This window comes from Cyanobacterium sp. Dongsha4 (genome assembly GCF_036345015.1).
Lineage (GTDB): Bacteria > Cyanobacteriota > Cyanobacteriia > Cyanobacteriales > Cyanobacteriaceae > PCC-10605.
Genome location: NZ_CP084098.1, coordinates 654,194 through 677,244, shown reverse-complemented (window position 1 = coordinate 677,244; position 23,051 = coordinate 654,194). Strand labels below are relative to the sequence as shown.

The 23,051-nt window shown below is 36.9% G+C and carries 20 protein-coding genes; 10 read left to right on the top strand and 10 right to left on the bottom strand.

What is annotated here, in order from left to right; genetic code table 11:
• The first annotated feature begins 87 nt into the window (after nucleotides 1-87).
• The 4 genes from Dongsha4_RS02965 (at nucleotide 88) to Dongsha4_RS02950 (ending at nucleotide 3,745) form a co-directional block, all read left to right on the top strand.
• The gene (locus Dongsha4_RS02965) at nucleotides 88-1,392 is read left to right on the top strand and encodes a hypothetical protein (protein ID WP_330204276.1); all 1,305 of its coding nucleotides are present in this window, start codon (nucleotides 88-90) and stop codon (nucleotides 1,390-1,392) included.
• Nucleotides 1,393-1,684: 292 nt separating this feature from the next.
• A complete protein-coding gene (locus tag Dongsha4_RS02960; RefSeq protein ID WP_330204275.1) occupies nucleotides 1,685-2,548 on the top strand; it encodes a formylglycine-generating enzyme family protein in 864 nt (287 codons plus the stop codon).
• A 118-nt stretch (nucleotides 2,549-2,666) separates the two neighbouring features.
• Entirely contained in the window at nucleotides 2,667-3,446 is a 780-nt protein-coding gene (locus Dongsha4_RS02955) for a pentapeptide repeat-containing protein (RefSeq protein ID WP_330204274.1), read from the top strand.
• Between the two features lie 44 nt (nucleotides 3,447-3,490).
• A complete protein-coding gene (locus Dongsha4_RS02950; protein ID WP_330204273.1) occupies nucleotides 3,491-3,745 on the top strand; it encodes a DUF3146 family protein in 255 nt (84 codons plus the stop codon).
• A 114-nt stretch (nucleotides 3,746-3,859) separates the two neighbouring features.
• Here the strand turns inward: Dongsha4_RS02950 and Dongsha4_RS02945 are convergent, their stop codons facing one another.
• The 4 genes from Dongsha4_RS02945 to pilM form a co-directional block, all read right to left on the bottom strand.
• Nucleotides 3,860-6,088 (bottom strand): type II and III secretion system protein, encoded by a 2,229-nt coding sequence (locus tag Dongsha4_RS02945; protein ID WP_330204272.1) that lies wholly within the window; start codon nucleotides 6,086-6,088, stop codon nucleotides 3,860-3,862.
• A 94-nt stretch (nucleotides 6,089-6,182) separates the two neighbouring features.
• Nucleotides 6,183-6,938, bottom strand: coding sequence for a type II and III secretion system protein (locus Dongsha4_RS02940; RefSeq protein ID WP_330204271.1), 756 nt, complete (start codon nucleotides 6,936-6,938; stop codon nucleotides 6,183-6,185).
• A complete protein-coding gene (locus Dongsha4_RS02935; protein ID WP_330204270.1) occupies nucleotides 6,935-7,795 on the bottom strand; it encodes a PilN domain-containing protein in 861 nt (286 codons plus the stop codon). Before Dongsha4_RS02935 ends, Dongsha4_RS02940 begins: the two co-directional genes overlap by 4 nt.
• A gap of 2 nt (nucleotides 7,796-7,797) precedes the next feature.
• Nucleotides 7,798-8,913: a type IV pilus assembly protein PilM gene (gene pilM / locus Dongsha4_RS02930; RefSeq protein ID WP_330204269.1), complete on the bottom strand. Its 1,116-nt coding sequence runs from the start codon at nucleotides 8,911-8,913 to the stop codon at nucleotides 7,798-7,800.
• Nucleotides 8,914-9,290: 377 nt separating this feature from the next.
• Between pilM and Dongsha4_RS02925 the strand changes: the two genes are divergently transcribed.
• Entirely contained in the window at nucleotides 9,291-10,622 is a 1,332-nt protein-coding gene (locus Dongsha4_RS02925; RefSeq protein ID WP_330204268.1) for a sugar ABC transporter substrate-binding protein, read from the top strand.
• Between the two features lie 155 nt (nucleotides 10,623-10,777).
• Here Dongsha4_RS02925 and Dongsha4_RS02920 read toward each other — a convergent pair whose 3' ends face one another.
• Entirely contained in the window at nucleotides 10,778-11,218 is a 441-nt protein-coding gene (locus tag Dongsha4_RS02920) for a hypothetical protein (RefSeq protein ID WP_330204267.1), read from the bottom strand.
• Here Dongsha4_RS02920 and nrtS point away from each other — a divergent pair.
• Together nrtS and Dongsha4_RS02910 are read left to right on the top strand one after the other, a co-directional pair.
• Nucleotides 11,217-11,462, top strand: coding sequence for a nitrate/nitrite transporter NrtS (gene nrtS, locus Dongsha4_RS02915; RefSeq protein WP_330204266.1), 246 nt, complete (start codon nucleotides 11,217-11,219; stop codon nucleotides 11,460-11,462). The two genes, Dongsha4_RS02920 and nrtS, sit on opposite strands and share 2 nt — an antisense overlap.
• Before the next feature lie 271 nt (nucleotides 11,463-11,733).
• Nucleotides 11,734-12,402: a class I SAM-dependent methyltransferase gene (locus Dongsha4_RS02910; RefSeq protein WP_330204265.1), complete on the top strand. Its 669-nt coding sequence runs from the start codon at nucleotides 11,734-11,736 to the stop codon at nucleotides 12,400-12,402.
• Between the two features lie 27 nt (nucleotides 12,403-12,429).
• On the opposite strand, the gene Dongsha4_RS02905 is transcribed toward Dongsha4_RS02910, so the two are convergent.
• From Dongsha4_RS02905 to Dongsha4_RS02890, 4 genes are all read right to left on the bottom strand, one after another.
• The gene (locus Dongsha4_RS02905) at nucleotides 12,430-13,665 is read right to left on the bottom strand and encodes a DUF4336 domain-containing protein (RefSeq protein ID WP_330204264.1); all 1,236 of its coding nucleotides are present in this window, start codon (nucleotides 13,663-13,665) and stop codon (nucleotides 12,430-12,432) included.
• Nucleotides 13,666-13,726: 61 nt separating this feature from the next.
• Nucleotides 13,727-14,284, bottom strand: coding sequence for an FKBP-type peptidyl-prolyl cis-trans isomerase (locus Dongsha4_RS02900; RefSeq protein WP_330204263.1), 558 nt, complete (start codon nucleotides 14,282-14,284; stop codon nucleotides 13,727-13,729).
• Nucleotides 14,285-14,384: 100 nt separating this feature from the next.
• On the bottom strand, nucleotides 14,385-15,191 hold the full coding sequence (map, locus tag Dongsha4_RS02895) for a type I methionyl aminopeptidase (protein ID WP_330205380.1): 807 nt from the start codon (nucleotides 15,189-15,191) through the stop codon (nucleotides 14,385-14,387).
• A 105-nt stretch (nucleotides 15,192-15,296) separates the two neighbouring features.
• Nucleotides 15,297-16,427, bottom strand: coding sequence for a glycosyltransferase (locus tag Dongsha4_RS02890; protein ID WP_330204262.1), 1,131 nt, complete (start codon nucleotides 16,425-16,427; stop codon nucleotides 15,297-15,299).
• Nucleotides 16,428-16,884: 457 nt separating this feature from the next.
• Between Dongsha4_RS02890 and pntA the strand changes: the two genes are divergently transcribed.
• From pntA to Dongsha4_RS02875, 3 genes are all read left to right on the top strand, one after another.
• Nucleotides 16,885-18,468 carry a Re/Si-specific NAD(P)(+) transhydrogenase subunit alpha gene (gene pntA / locus Dongsha4_RS02885; RefSeq protein ID WP_330204261.1) on the top strand — a complete coding sequence of 528 codons (1,584 nt, stop codon included), beginning with the start codon at nucleotides 16,885-16,887 and terminating at the stop codon, nucleotides 18,466-18,468.
• 468 nt (nucleotides 18,469-18,936) lie between these two features.
• Nucleotides 18,937-19,251: a BMC domain-containing protein gene (locus Dongsha4_RS02880; protein ID WP_330204260.1), complete on the top strand. Its 315-nt coding sequence runs from the start codon at nucleotides 18,937-18,939 to the stop codon at nucleotides 19,249-19,251.
• A 53-nt stretch (nucleotides 19,252-19,304) separates the two neighbouring features.
• Nucleotides 19,305-19,658 (top strand): carbon dioxide-concentrating mechanism protein CcmK, encoded by a 354-nt coding sequence (locus Dongsha4_RS02875; protein ID WP_330204259.1) that lies wholly within the window; start codon nucleotides 19,305-19,307, stop codon nucleotides 19,656-19,658.
• A 115-nt stretch (nucleotides 19,659-19,773) separates the two neighbouring features.
• Here the strand turns inward: Dongsha4_RS02875 and Dongsha4_RS02870 are convergent, their stop codons facing one another.
• Nucleotides 19,774-22,950, bottom strand: coding sequence for an efflux RND transporter permease subunit (locus Dongsha4_RS02870; RefSeq protein ID WP_330204258.1), 3,177 nt, complete (start codon nucleotides 22,948-22,950; stop codon nucleotides 19,774-19,776).
• Nucleotides 22,951-23,051 lie beyond the last annotated feature (101 nt).

The following is a 23,051-nucleotide window of genomic DNA, read 5'->3' as shown; positions in this document are numbered from 1 at the left end:
ATTTACAATTTCTAAATTGCTATAGTAAAAAAAGAAAATGTTTTCCATCATCAAAAATATCTTAGAGGAGAATAGAGGGGAATAACAATGGCAAGTCCTAATTCTGCGATTATGCAATCGGTTGAAAAACTTAACTACCGAGTGACTGTGGGTGATGTCGCAACTCAATCTGGCTTAGATGTTAAAATTGTTCAACAAGAATTATTGCAATTAGCCAACGATACTAATGGACATTTACAAGTAGCAGAAACAGGAGATATTGTCTATTTATTTGCTTCTAATTTTCGCTCAATTCTTCGCAATAAATACTGGCAATTAAGATGGCGAAAATGGTTACAAAAAGCATGGGATATAGTTTTTTATTTAATTAAAATATCCTTCGGAATTATCCTGATTTCTTCTATTATTATTATGTTACTAGCTATTATTGTGATTGTTGTTGCCATAAGTAGTAGCAAAGACGGGGATAACAATGGAGGAGATTCACGGAGAGGGGGAGGTTTCTTTTTTCTACCTCAATTTTGGATTTCCCCAGATTTTTTCTGGATGTTTTCCCCTAATTATGAAGAAAGACGCTATCAAAGACAACGTAATAATAAAACAGAAAATGAGCTTAATTTTTTAGAGTCAATTTATTCTTTTCTATTTGGTGATGGTAATCCTAATCGTAATTTAGAAGAAAGACGTTGGCAAGAAATTGCTTCAGTAATAAAAAATAATAATGGTGCAATTATAGCTGAACAAGTTGCGCCCTATTTAGATACTATTAATAATAGTAATCAGGAAGATGAAAATTATATTTTACCCATTTTAATTCGCTTTAATGGTTATCCTGAAGTGTCAGATAAAGGAGAAATTATTTATTATTTTCCTGAATTACAAGTAACAGCAAAACAAAGAAATAAAGCTAGTGTTGCTCCTTATTTAAAAGAAAATTTATGGCAGTTTAGTATTGCTAGTAGTGGTCAAAAAATAGGTGCGATCGCGCTTGGAGGAGTTAATATAGTATTAGCTTTAATGTTAGGTACATTACTTACTCCCGAATTAGCCCAAGAAATGGGAGGATTTATTCTATTTGTGAACTCTATTTATGGCATTTTAGTTGCTTACGCAGTCAGTTATTTAACCATTCCTTTAATCCGTTATTTTTGGTTACAAAATCGCAATAACAAAGTAGTAGAAAGAAATAACCAAAGACAAAATCGAGCAAATATATTAGAATCCAATTCCCAATTACAAAATAAGATTAACTATGCTCAACAATTTGCCCAACAAAAAGTAATTACAGGGGAAAACTTAGCTTACTCTACAGAAAAAGATTTATTAGACCAAGAAATAGAACAGAGAGATAAAATAGATGAAGAATGGAGAAAAAAATTAATGGATAATTGACTTATTATGTGTTGACTAAGCTAGTTCACTTTTAAATTAACCAGTAAAATTTATTTTAATTTTATTCAATTTTTTAACTAATATTTCAATGTTATATTTCTATTAAAATAATGTAATTTTCTTTTGATTTTTCAACCAATAAAAACTGAAAAAAAGCCACAACTTAAAATTTATTTTGATAATTTATAATGAAAAAATTATGACTAAACTCCTAACTACTAATTATCTCTTGTTCTTTATAACTATTTAATATTTTCTGCAAACTTTCAAACTGTAAAATTTCTTGAAACAGATGAATAACCTAAAAAAAAATCAAATAGAAGTGGTGACAATTGATACAAATCAACAGTACCACGATTACCCCACTTTAACCCTTCGGAAACAAACAAAGGAAATAGAATATTTTTCCGTTCACTTAGATGAAAAAGTCACTCTTGATATGGTTAGCATTCATGGTGGTAAATTTAAAATGGGGACCCCAACTCAAGAGCAAGGACGAAGCAAAGATGAAACCCCAGAACATGAAGTCGAGATCAAAGATTTTTTTGTTAGTAAATACCTTATCACTCAAAGCCAATATCAAACGATAATGAAGGAAAATCCTTCTTTTTTTGCCGGGGATAATAAGCCAGTAGAAAATATTTCTTGGTTTGAAGCCCACAATTTTTGTCAACAATTATCGCAACTTACAGGCATAAAATATCGTCTTCTTTCAGAGGCGGAATGGGAATATATTTGTAGAGCAAAAACTACTACATCATTCTGTTATGGTACAACTATTACTTCTGAATTAGCAAATTATAAAGCCAGTTTTGGTTATGGGTTAGGGGGAAGTGGAAAATGGAGACAAGAAACGACCGAAGTGGGTATTTTTCCAGCAAACAATTATGGTTTATATGATGTTCATGGTAACGTTTGGGAATGGTGTGAGGATCATTGGCATGAAAATTACATCGAAGCCCCCACCAATGGGCAACCGTGGCTCGAAAAAGAAACTTCTTTAGACTCAGAGGAGGAAATCCCTAGAGTAATTCGTGGAGGTTCTTGGGATGACACAGCTTACTATTGTCGTTCTGGAGTTCGTTTGTGGGCTTTACCGAGCTTTAAGGGCAAGTTAATTGGTTTTCGCATTGCTTGTGACTTAATTAGTAACTGAGTTCGAGATAAAATTGGATGTTTTTACCGTATTTCAGACTTTTGTTAAATTCATAGAGAAGTCTTTTAAATTATCAATATTATGGATTATGAGTTAACCCTAAAAAAATACTGTCATCATGAATAAAACTATTTTATTGACTTCCACTTTATTAATGAGCTTGATAGCAACTCTCCCCAGTCAAGCCGAAAATATTGAACATCTCAATCAATTACTGCAAACTAAGCAGTGTGAAAATTGTGATTTAGCCGATGCTGGTTTAGTAATGATTAATTTGCAAGGAGCTAACTTAAGAGGTGCAAATCTAGTCGGTGCAAACTTATCTCGTGCTGATTTAACTGGAGCAGACTTACGGGGAGCAAATTTAACGAATGCTTCTTTTTTTGGTGCAAATCTCTCTGGGGCAAATTTATCGGGAGCTAATGCCTATAATACCGACTTTAGAAACAGTTATGTGCAGGGGGTTATTATTGAGGGCTTAGACCTCAGTATGGCTCACATACAAGGCACTGTAGGTATTCCTGCCACTGCGGCTAGTGCAGAGCAATTTTATGTGTGGGGATTATCTGAAGATAAAGATGGTAATTATAAAGCGGCCGCTGATTATTACTCCCAAGCAATTAATCTTAATCCAGAACTAGCTCAGGCTTATTTAGGAAGAGCAGTGATTAAATCCCGTTACGGACAAGTGAGTGCCGCTATTAAAGATGCGGAAACCGCTCAAGGTTTATTTGAAACTCAAAACAATTCTGAGGGTTATTTATTGTCCAGTCGTTTCGTTCAATTAGTGAAAGCAAGAGCCGAAGCCGAAGAAAAAGATGGTAATCAGGGAAGTCCTCAGTTCGTCCAAATAGTAAATTCGATCGCACCTATGGTCTTGAAATTATTTCTCCCTTGATATTAGGATATGGAAAAGAAAAATTATGATTGAAATTTGATTTCATGGCTTTACCAGAAACCATTGTTGAGGTGAAAATTACGAGTCAATCTTGGAGTAAAGGAGAAATAAAAGGAGAAGTTAATGCGGGTAGCTACCAATGGCATTTTAAGTGGCACTTTCCCGCAGGAAAATTATCGATCACTCCCACATTGGGACGTAGCTTAATAAAAGAACCCCTCTGCCGTTTTTTAGAAAGCCATGACTACCAACTAGAAGCAGGGGGGGATTATCAATTTTGTTTACGAGCAAAACTTTGATAACCCCTGTTCCGCTTAAGAATCTCTGACTGAGATAGGTTTCAGGTGTCAGGTTACAAGTTCTAGGCTTTAATGAATTGCAGTGAATTGCCAATTGTTAATTACTAATTGAAATTAATAGGGAGTTGTAGGAATATTTAAACCTCTTTCTCGTAAATACTTACCAGTTTCACGGGATGGAGTGTAATTATAGCCGAAACCACTATAACCCTCAGAATCATCAAGAATTTGAGGAGTCAAAATTACCACAACCTCTGAACGAGCTTTATCCTTAACAGTAGAACGGAATAAACTACCGATAATTGGTAAATCTCCTAAAATGGGAACTTTAGAAATAGTTGTTCTTTCGCCATCTTGAATAATTCCCGATAAAATTAAAGTCTGTCCATCCCGTAAACGAATCTTACCAGAAGATACAGTTCTTTCAACTAAAGGAGTAATCACGTTATCTGCACCAACTCCACTTCTAAATATTTGAGGAGTTCCAGGCGCACTGATATTGGGTTCAACTTGTAACGTGATAAAGCCATTATCATCAATTTTATCTACTACTACTGATAAAGTTAGCCCGGCTGGTTCGATAACAGGTGTTGTGGTTCTGACACCACTTAACTGATCAATAGAAGTATTGACGCTGGTAACTACGTTTTCAACTAATTTAACAGCCCCAACTTGCCCTTCTTGTACCACCAGAGTTGGATCTGTCAGAATCTTGGCATTTCCCGAAGTCACATTCGCCCGAATTTGAGCCAAAAATGCTTGAGGTACATTAAAGTTTCTACCAGGTCTTACGGTGGCAGGATTAGCCGGTTGAGTAGCATCATAGTTAACTCCAAAAGGAGAAATCTGACCTGAATTAGGAGAACCAAGGGGAATCCCTTGTAAGGTTCTCGTTACTGTACGACCAACATTATTGGTTATATCTCTTACAACATCCTGAGTTAATGCACTCAATTGTGATTCACTCAAAGTTCTGCCAGTTGTGTTAATTAATTCTTGTTGAAGATTCCTTGTCAAAGTTTCTACTTGGTCTCTGGTGAAATTAGTGGTGTTACCAAATTGACTCAGACTACGATTAATAGTATCCGTAAAATTACGGGAAAGAGTATCTGTTAAGTTAGATGCACTCTCCTGATCCAAAACATTTGCCAATGAACGTTCTACAGTGTCTTGTAAGCTATCAGAAAGATTACTAGAAAACTCTTCTGTAATCACTATTTCGTTATTAAACGGGTCTACAAGTTCATTATCGGCATAGCCAGGTATCCCTAGACCTAGACCACTAGTTCTCCAACTTTCAGAATCAACATTTTGATTATTTGTGCCAAAGTTAATGACACCAACTCCTCCATCCTGAACAACACCTGTGTTATCGATTCCAAAAGAGAAGCTAGAGCCGAAACTATCAACTTGGTCTAATTGTATATCAACAACTTTAACGTTGACCGCTACTTGACGACGACGTACATCTAGTTGAGTAAGAAAAGATGTTGCAGTTTGTACTAAATAGGGTTCTCCCACGAGGGTAATTGTATCGTGAATGGGATCAGCATGAACTGTTAAACCTTTTAAAACTAAATACTCACTATCTTTTTCTTCACTTTCTAAAGGCTTCACTTCAAAAGTTTGAGTAACTCTGCCGTCTTTTTCTTCTTCCTTAAGCTCGACAATATTTCCTTGAGCACCCTGACTGTTCAAAAAACTGGCAGCTCCGATCGCGCTATATTGATTAAGTCGAATACTTCGAGTAATAGTATTTTTAACGGTGGGAGGGAGCTTATTGCCAACAAAAACAGTATTACCCTGACGATTAGCTTTTAACCCAGAAATTAATAAAACACTATTAAAAACATCTTGTATCGGTTCATTTTCTAAATCTAAGGACACTGTCGCCCCACTTCCTTCTGTACCACTTTGATCCGTAAATATAATATTTAACCCTGCGGCACGAGTTAATAAAGCTAAAACTTCTGTGGCGGGAGCATCTCGTAACACCAAGCGGGGAATTAAAGCCGATGTACCTAAGTTAATAGTTGGTATGGCATTGCGTACATTAGAAACGGACATATCACCAACTGGAGGAGCAACTGCTCTGGGTAAAAACTGAGGTGCAGGAATAGTTGGTTGGGTTGAATCTACTGGTTTTCCGTCAATCTCAACAATGGGATTTGGGATTAATACATCTTGATTTTGAGTGGATAATTGGGCAATCCATTCAGGGGATTTTTTTATTTTTAAGGTTTTATTTAAACGAGGATTTGCAATGGCAAAAGATTGCCAAAGAAGAATGAAGGCGGTTGTACCACTAACAACTTTAACTTGATTAAAAAGAAATTTATTCATCGGTTTATGCTCCTACACACAAATAAATTTTAAAGGATTGAAGACAAAATGATAAAAAAAGAATGATAAGAAAAATTAACGATTTCAAAGGTAATTATTGACCTTCTGTTGGTTGTTCCCCTTCAGGTGGTGGGGTTTCTGCGGCAGGTTGCAAATCAGGAAAAACAGCTTTAAGAGTCAGAGTTGTTTTCAGAGTTGGTTCTTGAACAACAGATAGACTATTATTTTCCAGCAGGTAAATGGGTGGCTCTAAAATGCTTGTATTCAAATTTTGCACCACTAAAAGAGGTTGTAATCTTTCTAAATCCTGCAAAAAGAACTGTAATTGAGAAAAACCCCCTTCAATGTCGAGGTTATAGGTTTGCACCTGTAAATTATTCGCCGCTAAAGTGCCAAAAGAGTCATCTGCTACTTTTTCTTTATCTCCAGTGGGTACATAGCTATTCATTTTGATATTACTCAAGTTGGCAAAATTATTAACGTCTAGCAGTAGAGTTTCTAAGTTTTGAGTTTGAGCAAAAAACTGCAATACATCCTCTTTCAAATCTTTTGCTTCTTCCAACTCCCCTTGTTTTCTGGCAAGAATTTGCTCTAGTTGATTGGAACTCAGCTGATTTAACTGATCCTGTTTCTCTTGCTTTTGTTTGTTCAATTCTGACAATTCTCCCAACACTGGCATTACCTGAGAAAAAAATAAATAACCAGCAATCAAAAACCCCCCAACACCGATGGCTATACCCGAAACTTTTGGAGTAAAAGTAATACCAAAGGCACTGGGATAGTCGGCTTCTGCACCAAAACCCTCGTCTTGGGGTTCGAATTCGTCAGAGGTAGTAAAAGATGTTGTCATTGTTGAGCTTCTCCTTTTTGTTCTTCTGATTGTTCTTGGGTTTCTTCTGCAATGGCTTCTAGTTGTAAAACTCCTTTTCTTTGCAGGTTACTTAGCCTTGACACTAAGCCGATCGCACCTCGTCTATTCAATAAATTTAATAGTTGTTCTGAGGACAAATCACTAATTTCTGTAGTAACAGTATAGAGAATTACTTGAGGTAACTCTAATTGAATCCCCGTATTTGCTCCCCCCGGAGTAGGACTTGCTCCCCCTCCTGCCCCTCCCTGTGTTTGAGGATTTAACTGGGCGCGATCGAAAATCACTGTGCTAGGATTATCAGTCAAACTGCTAGTAGTCAGTCTGGTATTTTCTCCATTGAGAAAAGGAGAGTTTTTTAAAGTTAATAGAAAGTCATTAACATCATCGTAAGATTGAGCATAACCATTAATGGTTAAAGTTTTTGTGTCATTTTGAGTAATAGAATTAATTTGAACACTTGGAGGGGTAACATAGGCTATTTCTGCTAACATTGCCGACCAAGGCTTAATATAATTGAAAACACTAGCCAGAATGCCAGTTTCTCGGTTCACATTATCAATTTCTGTTTGAATTTGCTGTACTTGTTGATTTTGACCCTGTAACCGTTGAATTTCCGCATCTAGTTCCGCAATAGTATTATTTGTACTTGATTTCTGCCCATTGAGAAGAACTAAAGCTCCCCCCACCGCCGCAATAAAAGCCACTCCAACCCCTGTACCAATGAAAATAGGTACTCTCTCACTTAAAGGAGTAGCGGGTTTTTTCTGGAAGGCTGTAGTACCTCCTGTTGAATCTAGCTTTCTATCTTTTAAAAAATTAATATCAATGTTGTACATAACTAGCTCATCCTCATTCCTAAACCAAGTACAGTACCTAATCCTGCCCTTTGCATTGGGGATAAATCCTCTTTCAAACTTAGAGATAAAGCTGAAATAGGGTCAACTTGCATCGTTGGTAAACTCAATTTTTTGGTGAAAAACTCGTCAATTTGTGCTAAACCTGCTCCTGGGCCAGACAAAAGCATTTGCACCACTTCCACATCTCCACTCTGATTGAGATAGAAATTAATAGAGCGACGCAACTCATCCACTAATTCACCTAAAACCCTTAATAAAGAGTCCATGCCGGGGTTTATCCAAGTTTGACTGCTAGTGGTACTAGCGCTGGTGGTTTGTTCTGGATTATTGGGAATAGTGATTTCCTGTAATAGTTCTGTGTTTTTGGAGGTGGGCAAATTCATTGCTTGAGCCAAAGCTGTTTGCATTTGATATGTGCCAATGGGGATTGTACGGGTGAATTGGGGTACACCTTCACAGATAATGGCAATTTCAGTAGTATCAAACTCAATATCCACTAAAACCACCGCTTCGCTGGAAGAAAATTGTTTGAGTTGCTCTTTTATAGTTCTAATTAAAGCAAAACTATTGATTTCCAGAACACTTACTTTCAATCCTGCCTGTTGGAATGTTTCTAGGTATAAATCAGTTACTTCTCTTCTAGTGGCAACTAACAAAACCTGTACTTTTTCTATGCCATCCTCATCCACAAAGTAGCCTAATTTTTGATAATCTATATCCACTTCGTCTCTAGGATAAGGTAGATATAAAGCGGCTTCATGGTTAAGTACCATGTCTCTTAATTCCTGATCATTTAATTCGGCAGGAATTGGTATAATACGCATAACTGCATCTTTCATGGGTACGGCAGTAGCAATTTGTTTTGGTTTGACCTTTGCCTCTTTAACCAGTTGATCAATCAATTCAGCTAATGCGGGAGAATCAACTATTTGTCCTTCCTCAAATATTTCTTCTGGCACTTCTAAAGAATAGTACTTGAGTAGTTTGTATTGTTGACCTTTTTTAGCAATTTGAGCAAGGGTAACTTTATCGGGACTGATTTCAATACCGACACCGTTGGTTTTCCCCCCCATGAAGTTGTCTAAAAAACTTAACATTGTTTAGCTCCTTTTCCTCCGTATTTATACGGATTAAATATAAAGGTTTGATAAAGTTAATCTTATCTTATCCAATTTGATGGATAACAATAAAAGTTTTGATATAAACAAACAAAGTATAATCGAATATTATTTATCTAAGATCAATATTAAAAGTTAATTAACAAAATACCAACGGTAAATATGGGGATTTTCTTAACCTCTGTTTTTATGGTGATGTTAAACTTCTTGCAGAAGTCGAGCAATAGTAAAGATTTTTGACATTATCTGTTTAATTTATTTTAAATTTTATTTTGCAAGAGGTTTATTGTGAGTAAAGATATATATTCAGTCATTGTGTTTTTATTATTAATTGATTGTTAATTTTTTTGAAAAGTATGTTTTTGAGTTTATTTGGCTCTCGTTTACAATCTCTTTTTGTTTATTTATCTTGGTTTATTGCAGGATTATTGTTAACTTTTCTCGTCAGTTGTACCACTTCGGGGTCAAATTCAGCAGAAAGTATTGAGTTTTGGACAATGCAATTACAACCTCAATTTACTAATTATTTTCAGGAATTAAATAGTAGTTTTGAGCAAGATAATCCTCCTAGTAAGGTAGATTGGATTGATGTGCCATGGAATGCGATGGAAAGTAAGATTTTAACTGCGGTGTCTGCCAAAACTGCTCCAGATGTAGTTAATTTGAATCCTGATTTTGCTTCTCAGTTAGCTAGTCGTAATGCTTGGTTAAATTTGGATACGCAAATTCCTTCGGAAGTGAAAGACAAATACTTAGGGAAAATTTGGGATGGGAATAGTATCAATTTATGTAATGCAGAAAATCAGTGCGAAAAAATTATTTTTGGCATTCCTTGGTATTTAACCACCACGATTACGGTTTATAATGAGGATTTATTAAATCAAGCAGGAGTAAGTCAACCGCCAAAAACTTTTGCGGATTTAGCGGTTGTTGCTCAACAGGTAAAGGAGAAAACGGGAAAATATGCTTTCTTTGTGCCTTTGGTTGCCAATGATTCTAACGAGGTTTTACAGTCTTTTGTACAAATGGGTGTAAGTTTGTTGGATGAAAATGGAAAAGCCGCTTTTAATACTCCTGAAGGTTTAAAAGTATTTCAGTATTGGGTAGATTTATATCAGAGAGATTTATTACCTCCTGAAATTTTAACTCAAGGACATCGTCATGCGATCGAACTTTATCAAGCTGGGGAGTTAGCTTTATTAGGCACAGGGGCAGAATTTCTGAAAACTATCGCTACGAATGCACCAACTATCTACGAAAAATCTAATGTTACTTCTCAAATTACGGGAGATACGGGAAAGAAAAATGTGGCGGTGATGAATTTAGTCATTCCCAAGGATACGGATAAATCTGAGGAAGCCTTGAAATATGCTTTGTTTGTCACTAATGGTGAGAATCAGCTAAAGTTTACTCAACAGGCTAATGTTTTACCTTCCCATAAAGATGCGATCGCATCTTACATTAGTAGCTTAGAAAAAGAGAATAGTAACGATATTCTTATACAAGGTAGAAAAATAAGTGCTCAACAATTAGAAGAAGCAGAGGTGTTAATTCCTCCAGTGAAAAATATAGGGCAATTGAAGAAAATTATTTATGATAGTATTCAACAGGCAATGTTAGGGGAAAAAACTGTTGAACAAGCCATTAAGGATGCCGCTAATCAGTGGGATAATTCGACTCAGAGTTAATTTTATTTATGAAGGGCAAGGGGCAAAATTTGAGTTAGGAGTTAGGAGTTAGGAGTTAGGAGTTAAGATAAAAAAGAAATTTCCCGTAAGGGTTACATCTATTCAACCCCAATACCCCAATACCCCAATACCCCAATACCCCAACACTAAATAATTTATGGTGGATAACAGTAATCATTAATTTCATGAACTAATTGCTGTTGTTTTGTAAATAATTGATTAACAGCTTGTTTAGATGCGATCGCATTTTCGGTATTTTTAGTAGTAAATGCCTGTAAAAAATCAGAGGTTACTTCACCATATTCCCGATAAGTTGAAGCCAAATTTTCAGTAGATTGACTGAGAAAATCATCATTAGTTTCTATTTGTAATAATTTTTCACTCGTCATCTCAAACTCTTGAGCAATTGCCTTTATTTCCACTACATTATCACTAGCCAAGGCAGGTTCTATTTTAGCAGATAAGTCAGTTACTAGAGTTTTGATTTGCTTACAAGTTAAACTTTTCTGATTTGCACAACTAAAAAGGGTAAAATTAGTTATTATTAAAACAGAAAAAATTATCAATTTATTAAAAATATTAATATTTCTAGTCATGAATAGTAATCTTCGGGATTATTTGCAGAGTTTATTGAATCCTAAATATAGTCAATCAGCGTTAAAAGTTGCTTTGTTTGTTGGTACTATGTTGTTTATAATTAATCATGGAAGTGCCTTAATTCAAGGAAAAATGACACAACAAAGATGGATTTCAGGAGTGTTGACTTATTTTATTCCCTATAGCGTCAATATTCATGGGCAATGGAGTAGTAATCGTTTAAAATCTTCTCGATCAAATTAAGTTTTATATTCATCAAAAATTTAAAATCTCAGACATTATCTTTGTTTTAATTATGTAGTTAGATTAAACATAATTAACTTAAGTTTGATTTAAAAATATGAATTTCTAGCTAGTTTCAGGCTAATGGTTCATTTTTTACCAAATATTGAAACTCATTATATAACTATGTTGATGCAATAGAACATTATTAAAGATTAGAAAATTCTATTTTTCCCTTGAGTATTTTTGGTACAATTAAAAAACTATATAACTCAGCAATTAATCAGTTTCCGTGTCATCAGAAGCAAAAAAACAAACTATAAATGATTTAATCGAGAAACACTTAAGTAATAATCAACCATCGGCATGGTTTGAAGAATTATATGCCTCTGCCAATAGTAACCCTTCTCACATACCTTGGGCAAAGTTAGAGGCTAATTCCCATCTTCGAGAATGGTTAAAAACCTATCAGGGAATAAAGAAAAATAAACAATTAACGGCTGTTGTTGTCGGTTGCGGTTTGGGGGATGATGCACAATTACTTCAGGAAACAGGTTTTCAGGTAACGGCTTTTGATGTATCTCCTACTGCGATTAATTGGTGTCGTCAACGCTTCCCTAACACAAAAGTTAATTATGTTTGTGAGGATATTTTTCATTTACCAACCATATGGGAAAAACAGTTTGATTTTGTTTGGGAATGTCGCACTATCCAAGCCTTACCTTTAGAGGTGAGAGAAAATGCAATTAATGCGGTTGTCTCTCTGGTAAAAGTGACAGGTACACTATTAATGTTCACCCATTATCATACTGGAAAAAAACCGCCTTCTGGTCCTCCTTGGGCTTTGTCTGAGAATGATTTAGATTATTTTATTCGTTTAGGCTTAAAGGAAAATAAACGCTCCATTGATTTTTTACATGAGGGTAAAACTGATACTTTATTATTAGAATATAGTTTTTGAGATAGATTTTACTGACTCCGAATAACATTATTCTTGCGAAAAAAGCGAGGAATTGTCTTCACCTTGAACTCTTTTTAATTTAGGTGGCTTGGCAATATTAAGTTTAATTAAAGTTGCTTCCAATTGTTTAATAAAAGTGCTATCTCGGTCAAAAATCTGTTGATTACCGCTAGGATAGAGCTTTTCTGGGCAGTTTGACTCTGTTTCTAAAAAAGAAAAGGCTTGACGAAATTCAAGGGGTGTCGCCTGAATTGGTGCGGAAAAATGAGCAGGAATAATTTGCTTAAATTGCCATGAGGCGATGTTATTCGCCCAGTTAATAGCAGTAGAGGGATTTTGGGGTAGAATCAGTGTTTCTAAGATGGGAGCAACAAAAGGTTTCTTTAAAGATGCGATCGCATCAAATGACTGTTTCCACCCTGATTGCCAACGGAAGGGATAAACACCAAAATAGTTCTCACGAGAGCGTAATGGTGCTTTAAATGCGTCTTGTAGTAATTGTTTGAAAGGGGCTGTATCCACCATACTAGGACGAAAATAGAGAGCAAATAGACAAATTCTTTGCCATCCTTTAAGACGATTTTTGGGGGTATCTTCTAGTTTATCTAAGGCGGTTTCTCTAGCGTGAAAAAGAAGGGGGAAAGGATTTAATTCAAGAATTGCTGGAGGATGAGGAGGAATTTTAATAACCGCATCGGTTACTAATAAAGTCTCTGTGGATTTATGTAATAAGGCAACCTCTGCAAATGAGCCTTTACTTAAATCAATGTCAACCATTGCATATTTAAACTCATCAGAAAAGGGTGTTTCTCGCCAATCTTCAGGTAAGAGATAGGTGCGTTGGGGGGGAAAACCAAGCCATGATAAAGGCAAATTGAGGGGAAAACTCCATTGACTAGGAGCACACCAAATTTGAGCTTGAGGGAAACGACGGGCAAAAGGGGCAACAAAAATTTTATGCTCTAACCCTGAACTGGTAGAGTGGATAATATATTTTACTTCTCCATGACGTGCCTCTAATTCTCTCATCAATTTAACACATTCTGGAGTAGGTGCGATCGGGCAATAGACTAATAAACCACCCTGCTTTAATTTTATTACTGTCATACGAATAGGAACAACAGCATAAAGCAATCCGTGAGGTTGCTCAAAAGTCCAAATAGTATCCTCGACAACCTCCTGTCTGATAGTTGCCCGTTGTTGATAAGGATATAGGGGTAGCAAAAACCACCAACCCCATTTTTGCTCTCGTTTTTTACTCAATGGACAATTTACAATGTACAATTAACAACGAATAAGTGAAAAACTCCGAACCCCGAACTAACTACTTAATATCTAATAATTCTACGTCAAAAATAAGAGTAGCATTGGGAGGAATAACACCACCTGCACCTCTTGCACCATAGCCCAAATCAGGAGGAATAATTAAAGTGCTTTTTGTGCCGACGCTCATTTTCGCTACTCCCTCATCCCAACCTTTGATTACCTGCCCTACTCCTATGGTAAACGTAAAAGGCTGATTGCGATCGCGCGAACTATCAAACTTTTTACCTCTTGTAAATCCTTCTTCCGCTAGATAACCCGTATAGTGAACTACAACTTTCTTCCCTCTAGTAGGTGTTTCACCATTTCCTGTCTCTTGCTCAATATACATTAAACCAGTAGAAGTAGTTTCTGCCTTTGATAAATCTATATCCATATTTCCTGTTGATTGAAGTTGACTAGCAGATGCAATCTTTGATACATCCTGTGTGAGTGTAGCATTAGTTTGGCTCATTTCTTCAGCAATCGCCCTTGTTTTTCCCTGATTAAGAAAAAAAGAACCAACTAAAAATAAACCACAAACAATAACAACACTTAAACTGATAATAATTGGCTTCATATAATAGGATAATTTTCAAAAATTTTTAGCTCAATCAATATTATCATTATTCCCTCTTCCTTTTTCCCCTACCCTAATCAGTAAAACCGACTTAACGATTTTAACGATTGAGGGTTAAAATTTCTACACCATCATTGGTAACAGCTACAGTATGTTCAAATTGTGCAGATAATTTACGATCTTTAGTATAAGCTGTCCAGCCATCATCCCCCATTTCTGCTTCCCATGTGCCTTCATTAATCATTGGTTCGATGGTAAATACCATTCCGGGGCGTAATTTTTTCCCTGTACCTTTTTTGCCATAGTGAGGAATTTGAGGAGGAGTGTGGAATACTCTGCCAACACCATGACCTACAAAATTTCTGACGACAGAAAAACCCTGACTTTCTGCATATTCCTGAATCGCCGCTCCTATATCACCTATTTTTCCTCCGGGGCGTACAGCATTAATACCCCTATACATACATTCTTCCGTTACTTCTACTAATTTTTTGGCCATAGGAGATGGAGTGCCAACAAAAAAAGTACGGGAAGTATCACCGTGATAACCGTCTAAAATGGGAGTAACGTCAATGTTGATAATATCGCCGTCTTTTAAAATCTGTTTCTTGTCAGGAATGCCGTGACAAATGACATCATTAACGCTAGTACAAATAGATGCAGGAAAAGGAGGTTTTCCATAGCCGAGAGGGGCGCTTTTTGCCCCATGAGCTTTCGTCCATTTTTCGGCTTCTTCGTTTAATTCATAGGTACTAACACCGGGCTTTACCATCTTTTCTAAATGGTTTAATAATTGTGCCGCTAGTTTGCCCACCTGACGCATTTTTTCGATTTCTCGACTAGATAAAAGAACTATGTTTTCGTTACCCATTTCTATTTTTTGGTTTCTATGTCTGTTAACATCAATTTTTGTTGCTTTTATCTATTTTATCTTTGTTAGGCAAAGAAGTTAAATTGAGTCAATTCTTTAGGTAGGAGGCCAACACTGTAATTTTAATTTAGTGTGGGTAGTTCACGCAACTAAACTCATATCTTGAGATAGAACCCCTTGATAAAAATTGCGTAATTGAGCCGTAGCAGAAGCCCAGCCCCATTTTTCAGCCTCTTTCCTTGCATTTTGCCTTAATTGCTCTCTCTCATCGGTTTTAGCTAATAATTTTTGAGTAGCTGCGATCGCACCTTGAGGATCATCAGGTTCAAATAAATAACCATTAACACCATCGGTAACAATATCAGGAATACCGCCCCGTCTTGCCGCTACCACAGGGCATCCTGCCGCCATCGCTTCCAGTAACACTAAACCGAGGGTTTCTGTGGAAGAAGGAAAAATAAACGCATCCGCCGAAGCATAAGCCGAGCCTAAATCTTGTCCATGTAAATAACCCACAAAATTGGTATTTGTTCCTGCAAATAACGCCTCTAACTCCTCTCTCGCAGGTCCATTTCCCACAATTGCCAGTCTTGCATTCGGGATGTTTTCTAATACAGGTTTAATTTTATCAATTTCTTTTTCTGCGGAGACTCTTCCCACATATAATAGTAATGGTGCATCAGGATGACCACCAGAGAGGAGATCGCGCATTTGACTAGAAACTAAATCAGGCTGAAAAGAATCCGTATCTACTCCTCTTTGCCATAAATCAACTCTTTCAATACCATGACTTTCTAACTCGTTTACCATCGCAGTAGAAGTACAAAGATTTAATTTTGCCTGATTATGGGCTAATTTCAACATTTCCCACAATAAACCTTCTAAAGCCCCCAAATTGTAATGATGAAGATACTGGGGCAAATGGGTATGATAAGAAGCCACTAAAGGAATATCGTATTTTTTTGCATAAAAAATGCCTCCTAACCCTAAAACCGCAGGATTCACCACATGAACTAAATCAGGTTTAAACCTTCTCAAACTAAAACCAATAGAAGGATTGGGAATCGCCAATTTCAATTCTGGGTATAGAGGCAAAGGAATACCCTTAATACCGTTAATTTTTGCACCTTTATATTCTTTCAAACCACCTTCAGGAGAAAAAATCAAAACTTCATCTCCTTGTTTTTGTAGATGTTCAACGGTGTGTTTGAGACGGGTAACAATACCATCAACTTTCGGTAAAAATGTTTCGGTAAATAGGGCAATACGCATAAATAGTTTTTTCTAAATAGCTAATAGTTAATTTGACTAATCAATATATCATCAAATCATTATCAATTAATAAAGGAAAAAAATTTTTTCAGTGTAAGTAATTACCAAATCTCAATTCGGTTTAAGAATATTAGATAAGAGTAGGTATTAGGTTAAAAAATTGACAAAAAATATATATTAATTGATTTTCTTATTTTAAATTCTTGGATAAAATAATGTAATCTTATGAAAATTAAACCTGCTACCTGATGTCTGAAACCTGAAACTTCCCTTAACTTAACACATGAATAAGTGCGTAACGTCAGTTGTTAATTCTGAGAAAGCTAACGAGTAACAGAATGTAAATAAATCCTTGTCAATTACTAAGAGAAGTTTAAATTAAGAAGCAAAAAAAGAGAATGACCCTACTATGCAAGGTATAAGAGAAAAAATGTTCAAAATTTAAGTAGGAGAAATTATGACTGCGACTCTGACAGAAAACATGACTTCCGATTCTGTACAGACATCCCTAAAAATCGCCATTCCTAAAGAGATTTATCCGTCAGAATGTCGAGTTAGTGCGACTCCTGATACTGCTACCAAATTACAAAAGCTCGGTTTTACTGTTTTGGTTGAAACCCAAGCAGGGGAAAAAGCCAATTTCAGCGATCGCGCTTATACTGAAGTAGGTTGTAAAATCATTGAAAATAGGGAAAAACTGTGGCAAGAAGGAGATATAATCCTCAAAGTGCGTCCCCCTCAACCCGAAGAAGTGGAATTGTTAACTCCTGAAAAGACTCTAATTAGCTTCATTTATCCTGCCCAAAATTCCGAATTGTTAGAACAATTATCGGACAAACAAGCAACTGTATTGGCGATGGATGCAGTGCCTCGTATCAGTAGAGCCCAAAAACTAGACGCTTTATCTAGTATGGCAAATATTGCAGGTTATAGAGCCGTTATTGAAGCCGCCAATAATTTTGGGAGATTTTTCACTGGGCAAATTACCGCCGCAGGAAAAGTGCCTCCTGCAAAAGTCTTAGTTATTGGTGCTGGAGTTGCAGGGTTAGCGGCTATTGGTGCGGCAAAAAGTTTAGGGGCAATTGTGAGAGCTTTTGACACCAGATTAGTGGTAAAAGAGCAAGTAGAAAGTCTTGGAGGAGAATTTTTAGAACTCGAATTTGCAGAAGATGGCTCTGGGGAAGGTGGCTATGCCAAAACCATGAGCAAGGAGTTTATTGACGCAGAAATGGCTTTGTTTGCCGAACAAGCCGAAGAAGTTGATATTATTATCACTACTGCATTAATACCGGGGAAACCTGCACCGAAGTTAATTACAGAAGAGATGGTGCAAACCATGAAAGAAGGCTCAGTCATTGTTGATTTAGCGGCAGAACAAGGTGGTAACTGTGAAGTTACAAAGCCCAATGAAATTTATCAATATGCAGGAGTAACTATTGTTGGCTTAACCGATTTACCCAGTCGCATGGCCAGTCAATCTAGTCAATTATATGGTACTAATTTATGGCATTTGCTCAAAGATATGGGCGGTAATGAGAAATTCACCGTCAATCTTGAAGATGAGGTAATTCGAGGGGCTTTAGTCACTCACCAAGGAGAAATTACTTTTCCCCCACCAAAAATTGCTCAACCATCTCCTGCAACTCCCGTAAAACCAGAGGCGAAAATTGTTACAGCGGAGAGTAAAAAAGAGAAAAAAGGCAACGGGGGACTTATTTGGGCATTGTTAGCTATTTTAGCCCTTATCGGCATCGGTATAGGTGCGCCTGAGTCTTTCTTATCCCATTTTACAGTTTTTATTTTAGCTGTTTTTGTTGGTTGGCAAGTCATCTGGAATGTAACCCCTGCCCTACACACTCCCTTAATGAGCGTCACTAATGCCATTAGCGGTATTATAATTGTTGGTGGAATGTTGCAAATTTCAGGAGAACTAACTTCTCCTACCACTATACTAGGTGCGATCGCAATTTTGGTAGGAACAATTAACATTTCTGGAGGCTTTTTAGTTACCCAAAGAATGTTAAAAATGTTTAGAAAATAGATTCTATCGGTTGCTGGGAAAAAAATAACTAATCAAGTAGGAGTCAGAAGTTAGGGTGTTAGGGTGTTAGGGTGTTAGGGTGTTGGGGTGTTAGGAAGAAAGGGGACTTCGCTCCGCTCATACATTCTCTTCACTCGTGAACGGAGTTAAGAGTTAGGAGTTATTAATTATCAACTATTTACCATTGCCCTTCTGCCCTTCTGCCCTTTTAAAGGGAGACACAGAGGGGTTTCCCTATTGCCATGTCTTAATTACTAATTGCCCTTGCCCCTTGTCTAAACTTATTTATTACTTCTACTTATATAGTTAATTATCAATATTCAATATTCAATAGTTACAGGTTATTCTCCCCTGTTACCAAGAAATGGTAAGATTAGCAGAATCGACTTTAGATGTCCTAACAACAAACAAATCATGTTAGCAAAATCTAAATAGATAAATTACTTAATATCTATTTTTTGATCACCGATGCCTGAAGCAGTAGGAGTAATTGAAACCCTCGGTTTTCCATCCATTTTGGCGACAGCCGATGCGGTGGTTAAAGCCGCTCGTGTTACTATCGTTTATTTCGATAAAGCAGAAAAAGGTGATTTTGTCATTGCTTTTCGAGGTCCTGTATCCGAAGTCAAACGGGCAATGGAAGAAGGTATCCGACAAGGAGCAAATGTTTTTGGAGGAGTAATTCAAAGTCATTATATTGTCCCGAATCCTCCCCCCAATGTAGTGGACGTTTTGCCAATACATTACACAGAAGCCTCTGAGCCTTATCGATTTACTTTTTAGTAATTGTTCTATATTATCGTTAATTTTTATATAAATTTTAGGAGAATTTTTTTATGCCTTCCCAATCAGCAGTTGGATCTCTTGAAACCAAAGGATTTCCCGGAGTTTTAGCCGCCGCCGATGCTATGGTTAAAGCAGGAAGAGTAACCCTTGTTGGTTATATTCGTGTAGGTAGCGCTCGTTTTACCGTCAATATTAGAGGAGATGTATCTGAGGTTAAAACCGCTATGGCTGCTGGTATTGATGCAGTTGAAAGGGCTGAAGGTGCTGCTCTTGAGTCTTGGGTTATTATTCCTCGTCCTCATGAGAATGTTTGTGCAGTGCTTCCTATTGACTATAGTGAATCTGTTGAGCCTTACCGTCAAGCTGTAGAAGGTATTGCGTTGCCCAGTGCGAGAAATAGTTAAATAAAAGCCCCAAAGCCAAGTAAATCAAAAACCTATATCTTCGGCAAAGATTTATGGCTTGGGCTTCATTGGTTGTTTAATTGAAATAACTATAACTCCAAACTTATTTCGGTTTCTAATTTTGCAATGTGCTAACAGAAGGAGATGTTTCCGATGAAGACTGTTTATGGTTTTTCGGGGAAAAATCTTGTAATAAGCCCATCAAAGCGGGAATAATTGTAGGAGTTAAAAAAGTAGAAAGTATTAACCCCCCCACCAAAACAACTCCTAAACCTTGATAAAGTTCCGTTCCTTTCCCCGGTAATACTGCTAAAGGCAACATTCCCAATACACTTGTTCCAGCAGACATAAAAATAGGACGAAGGCGATCGCTCACAGCATAATATAATGAGGTATTATATTCCATCCCTTCTTCTTGTAGTTGTAAAGCTCGATCCACTAACAAAATTGCATTATTAACGACAATCCCTGTTAGGATAACAAATCCCAATCCTGTAATCATATCTAATGGTACAACTACCCCCGGAATTGAATTAGCGATAACTAAGCTCAACAATGCCCCTGTAATTCCCATTGGTACGGTTGCCATAATAATTATGGGATAAGTAAAAGACTTATATAAAGCCACTAATAATAGATAGGTAATGATTAAAGAGAGAACAAAAGTGGAAGCCAATTGAAATAGAGTTTCCCCTAAGACATCCGCAGAACCTGCTAACTCCAAACGTACATCAGAGGGCAATGTTTCTTGTAAAGGATCAAGAATTTCCTGTTGAGTTTGTTCTATTAAAGCACCTAAAGGGGCTTCACGATCGAGGCTAACGGTGAGAGTTATAGACCTTTCTAAGTCCACGTGATTAATGGTATCTGCCCCAGTAGTTTCAAATACTTCTGCTATATCTGCCAATTGTAATCTTTTGCCCTGTCCATTGTAAATAGCTAATTGACGTAACTGCTCAGGAGAAGAAACAAAGGTATCTTTTAACTCCACTGTTACATCTAATTCTCGATTACCATCAACAAATTCAGAAGCCCTCACTCCGCCTAAAGCCGCTTGTACCACTTCCCCTAAATCTGCCTCAGAAATTTGAGCTTCTGCTAAACGAACCCGATTGGGAATAATTTGTAATTCTGGTGCGCCTGTAACAAAATTCGATCGCACATTACGCACCCCTTCTAAACTGCGAATTTGTTGACTTATTTCTTGTTGAATTTGGTTTAACTGCTCAAGATTTTCTCCGATAATTTGTACTTCAAACTCTTTCCCCGGATTTTGGAAAATAGAGGCTCTAATGGGGATAAGAAAACGATAACCGGGGTAGTCATTACTTTTTGCTCTTAATCTATCCACTAAACTGTTGAGATTATTACTTGTGGCCAACTCAGGTTTAATAAAAGCGGCAATTATTCTTCGCCCAGGGCGATGAACATATAAAGTACGCATTACTTCAGGTTGTTGAGCAACAAAATTTCTAGGGGCTTCAGAAAGTTCTATGGCTTCAGGAATACTTGTCCCAGGATATGGTTCAGCTAACCAAATAATTAGGTTACGATTCCCTTCTGGTAAGTAGTCCGCAGGAGGCAAAAGTTGCAAACTAATTATTAATAACAATAGCGGAGAGGCTAACACAAATAGTCTTCTTTTCAATTTACCTTCTCCTAAAGACCAACGAACAGTTTTTAGCAAAAAGGCTTCTAATTTACTCTGTAATAAACGAAATATTGCCGAAGTTTGTGCGATCGCTCTTTCTAGTCCATTTCCTTGATCCGATATTACCCCTGAGAGCATTTGTTCTGCTTCGTTATGCTTAAGGAATAATCCCGCCAACATAGGTACTAAGGTAATAGCTGTAAAAAGAGAAAATAACACAGACACAGAGAGGGCAATACCAATATCAAAAAATAACTGCCCTGCCTCTCCTGTAACTAAAATAATCGGAGCAAATACTGCTACGGTGGTTAGGGTAGAGGCTAACATTGCCCCTGCAACTTCGTTAGTTCCTTCAATGGCCGCTTTTACGGGAGTTTTACCTTTTTGTAAATGACTGAAAATATTTTCTAAAACTACGATCGCATTATCTACCACCATCCCCACCGCAAAGGCTAAACCAGCTAAACTGATGACATTTAAACTTCTGCCGAGTAGATGAAAAACGATAAAAACTGTGATTAAGGTAGTAGGAATAGAAATGGCAATCACTGCCACTGTGCGAATAGAACCCAAAAACAACAATAGAATTAAAGCGGCTAAAATTGCACCAATAATTAGATTACTCTGAACAAAGGAAATTGATTGATTGACATAGTCATTTTCATCATAGGTAATATCAAAAGCTATCCCCTCTCCAGTGCGATCGAATCTTTCTTCCAATAGAGCTAATTGTTGACGAATTCCCTGAGAAATTACGGGTACATTACCCCCCACCTGCCTAACAATCCCGATACCTACTGCAGGTTCATTATTTCTAATCAAAGCTCGATCTTGAATCGCTCTACCCATTTGTGCCGTAGCCACATCACCTAAATAAACCGTACCAGAAGCATCCCGACGCAAAACAAAATCTTCTAACTGTTTAACATCATCAATACGGCTGATGGTTCTTACTCGATATTCTCTTCGCCCTAAAACTAACGGACCTCCACGAATATCTCGGTTATTATTTCTTAAGGTTCTCACCACATCAGAGATAGTTAAATTTCTATCGGCAAGGGCTTTAGGATCGACTATAACCTCTACTTCTCGTTCTCTACCCCCTGAAATGATAAATTCACCAATACCTTGCACCTGACGTAAATTAGGTACAATCACATCATCTACTAGATCTCGATAATGAAAATCATCCCCTGTAAACCCCTCTTTCGGAGTTAAGACAATCCACATCATCGGGCTACTGCTACCACTAACAATTTCGACCTCTGACTCATCCGCCTCTGCTGGTAAGGCTTCCACCTGTTGCAATTTATTCAAAACATCAACCAAACTGCGATCGATGTTACTATCCCAAGAAAACTCAACATTAATGTTACTCAAACCAGAGCTACTGGTACTAATAATTTCTTGTACCCCCGGCACTTCTTCCAATCTTTCTTCAATAGGACGAGTAACTAAATCTTCCACCTCGGCAGGACTAGCACCAGAATAGGGAGTACGGATGCTTATTTCTGGTGTATCACCCCCCGGTTGTAACTCTAATGGAAGTTGAAATAACGCCAAAATTCCAAACAGGGCAAGTAAACAAAATAATACTCCTGTACCATGTCGCCAACGAATTGCAGTTTTAATGAAATTCATAAATAAATAATAAGTAGTGATTAATTTAATTAGAGAGAGGGTGATTAGGGAGAAACGAGTTAGGAGTTCGGAGGCACGAAGTTATTAATTATCAACTATTT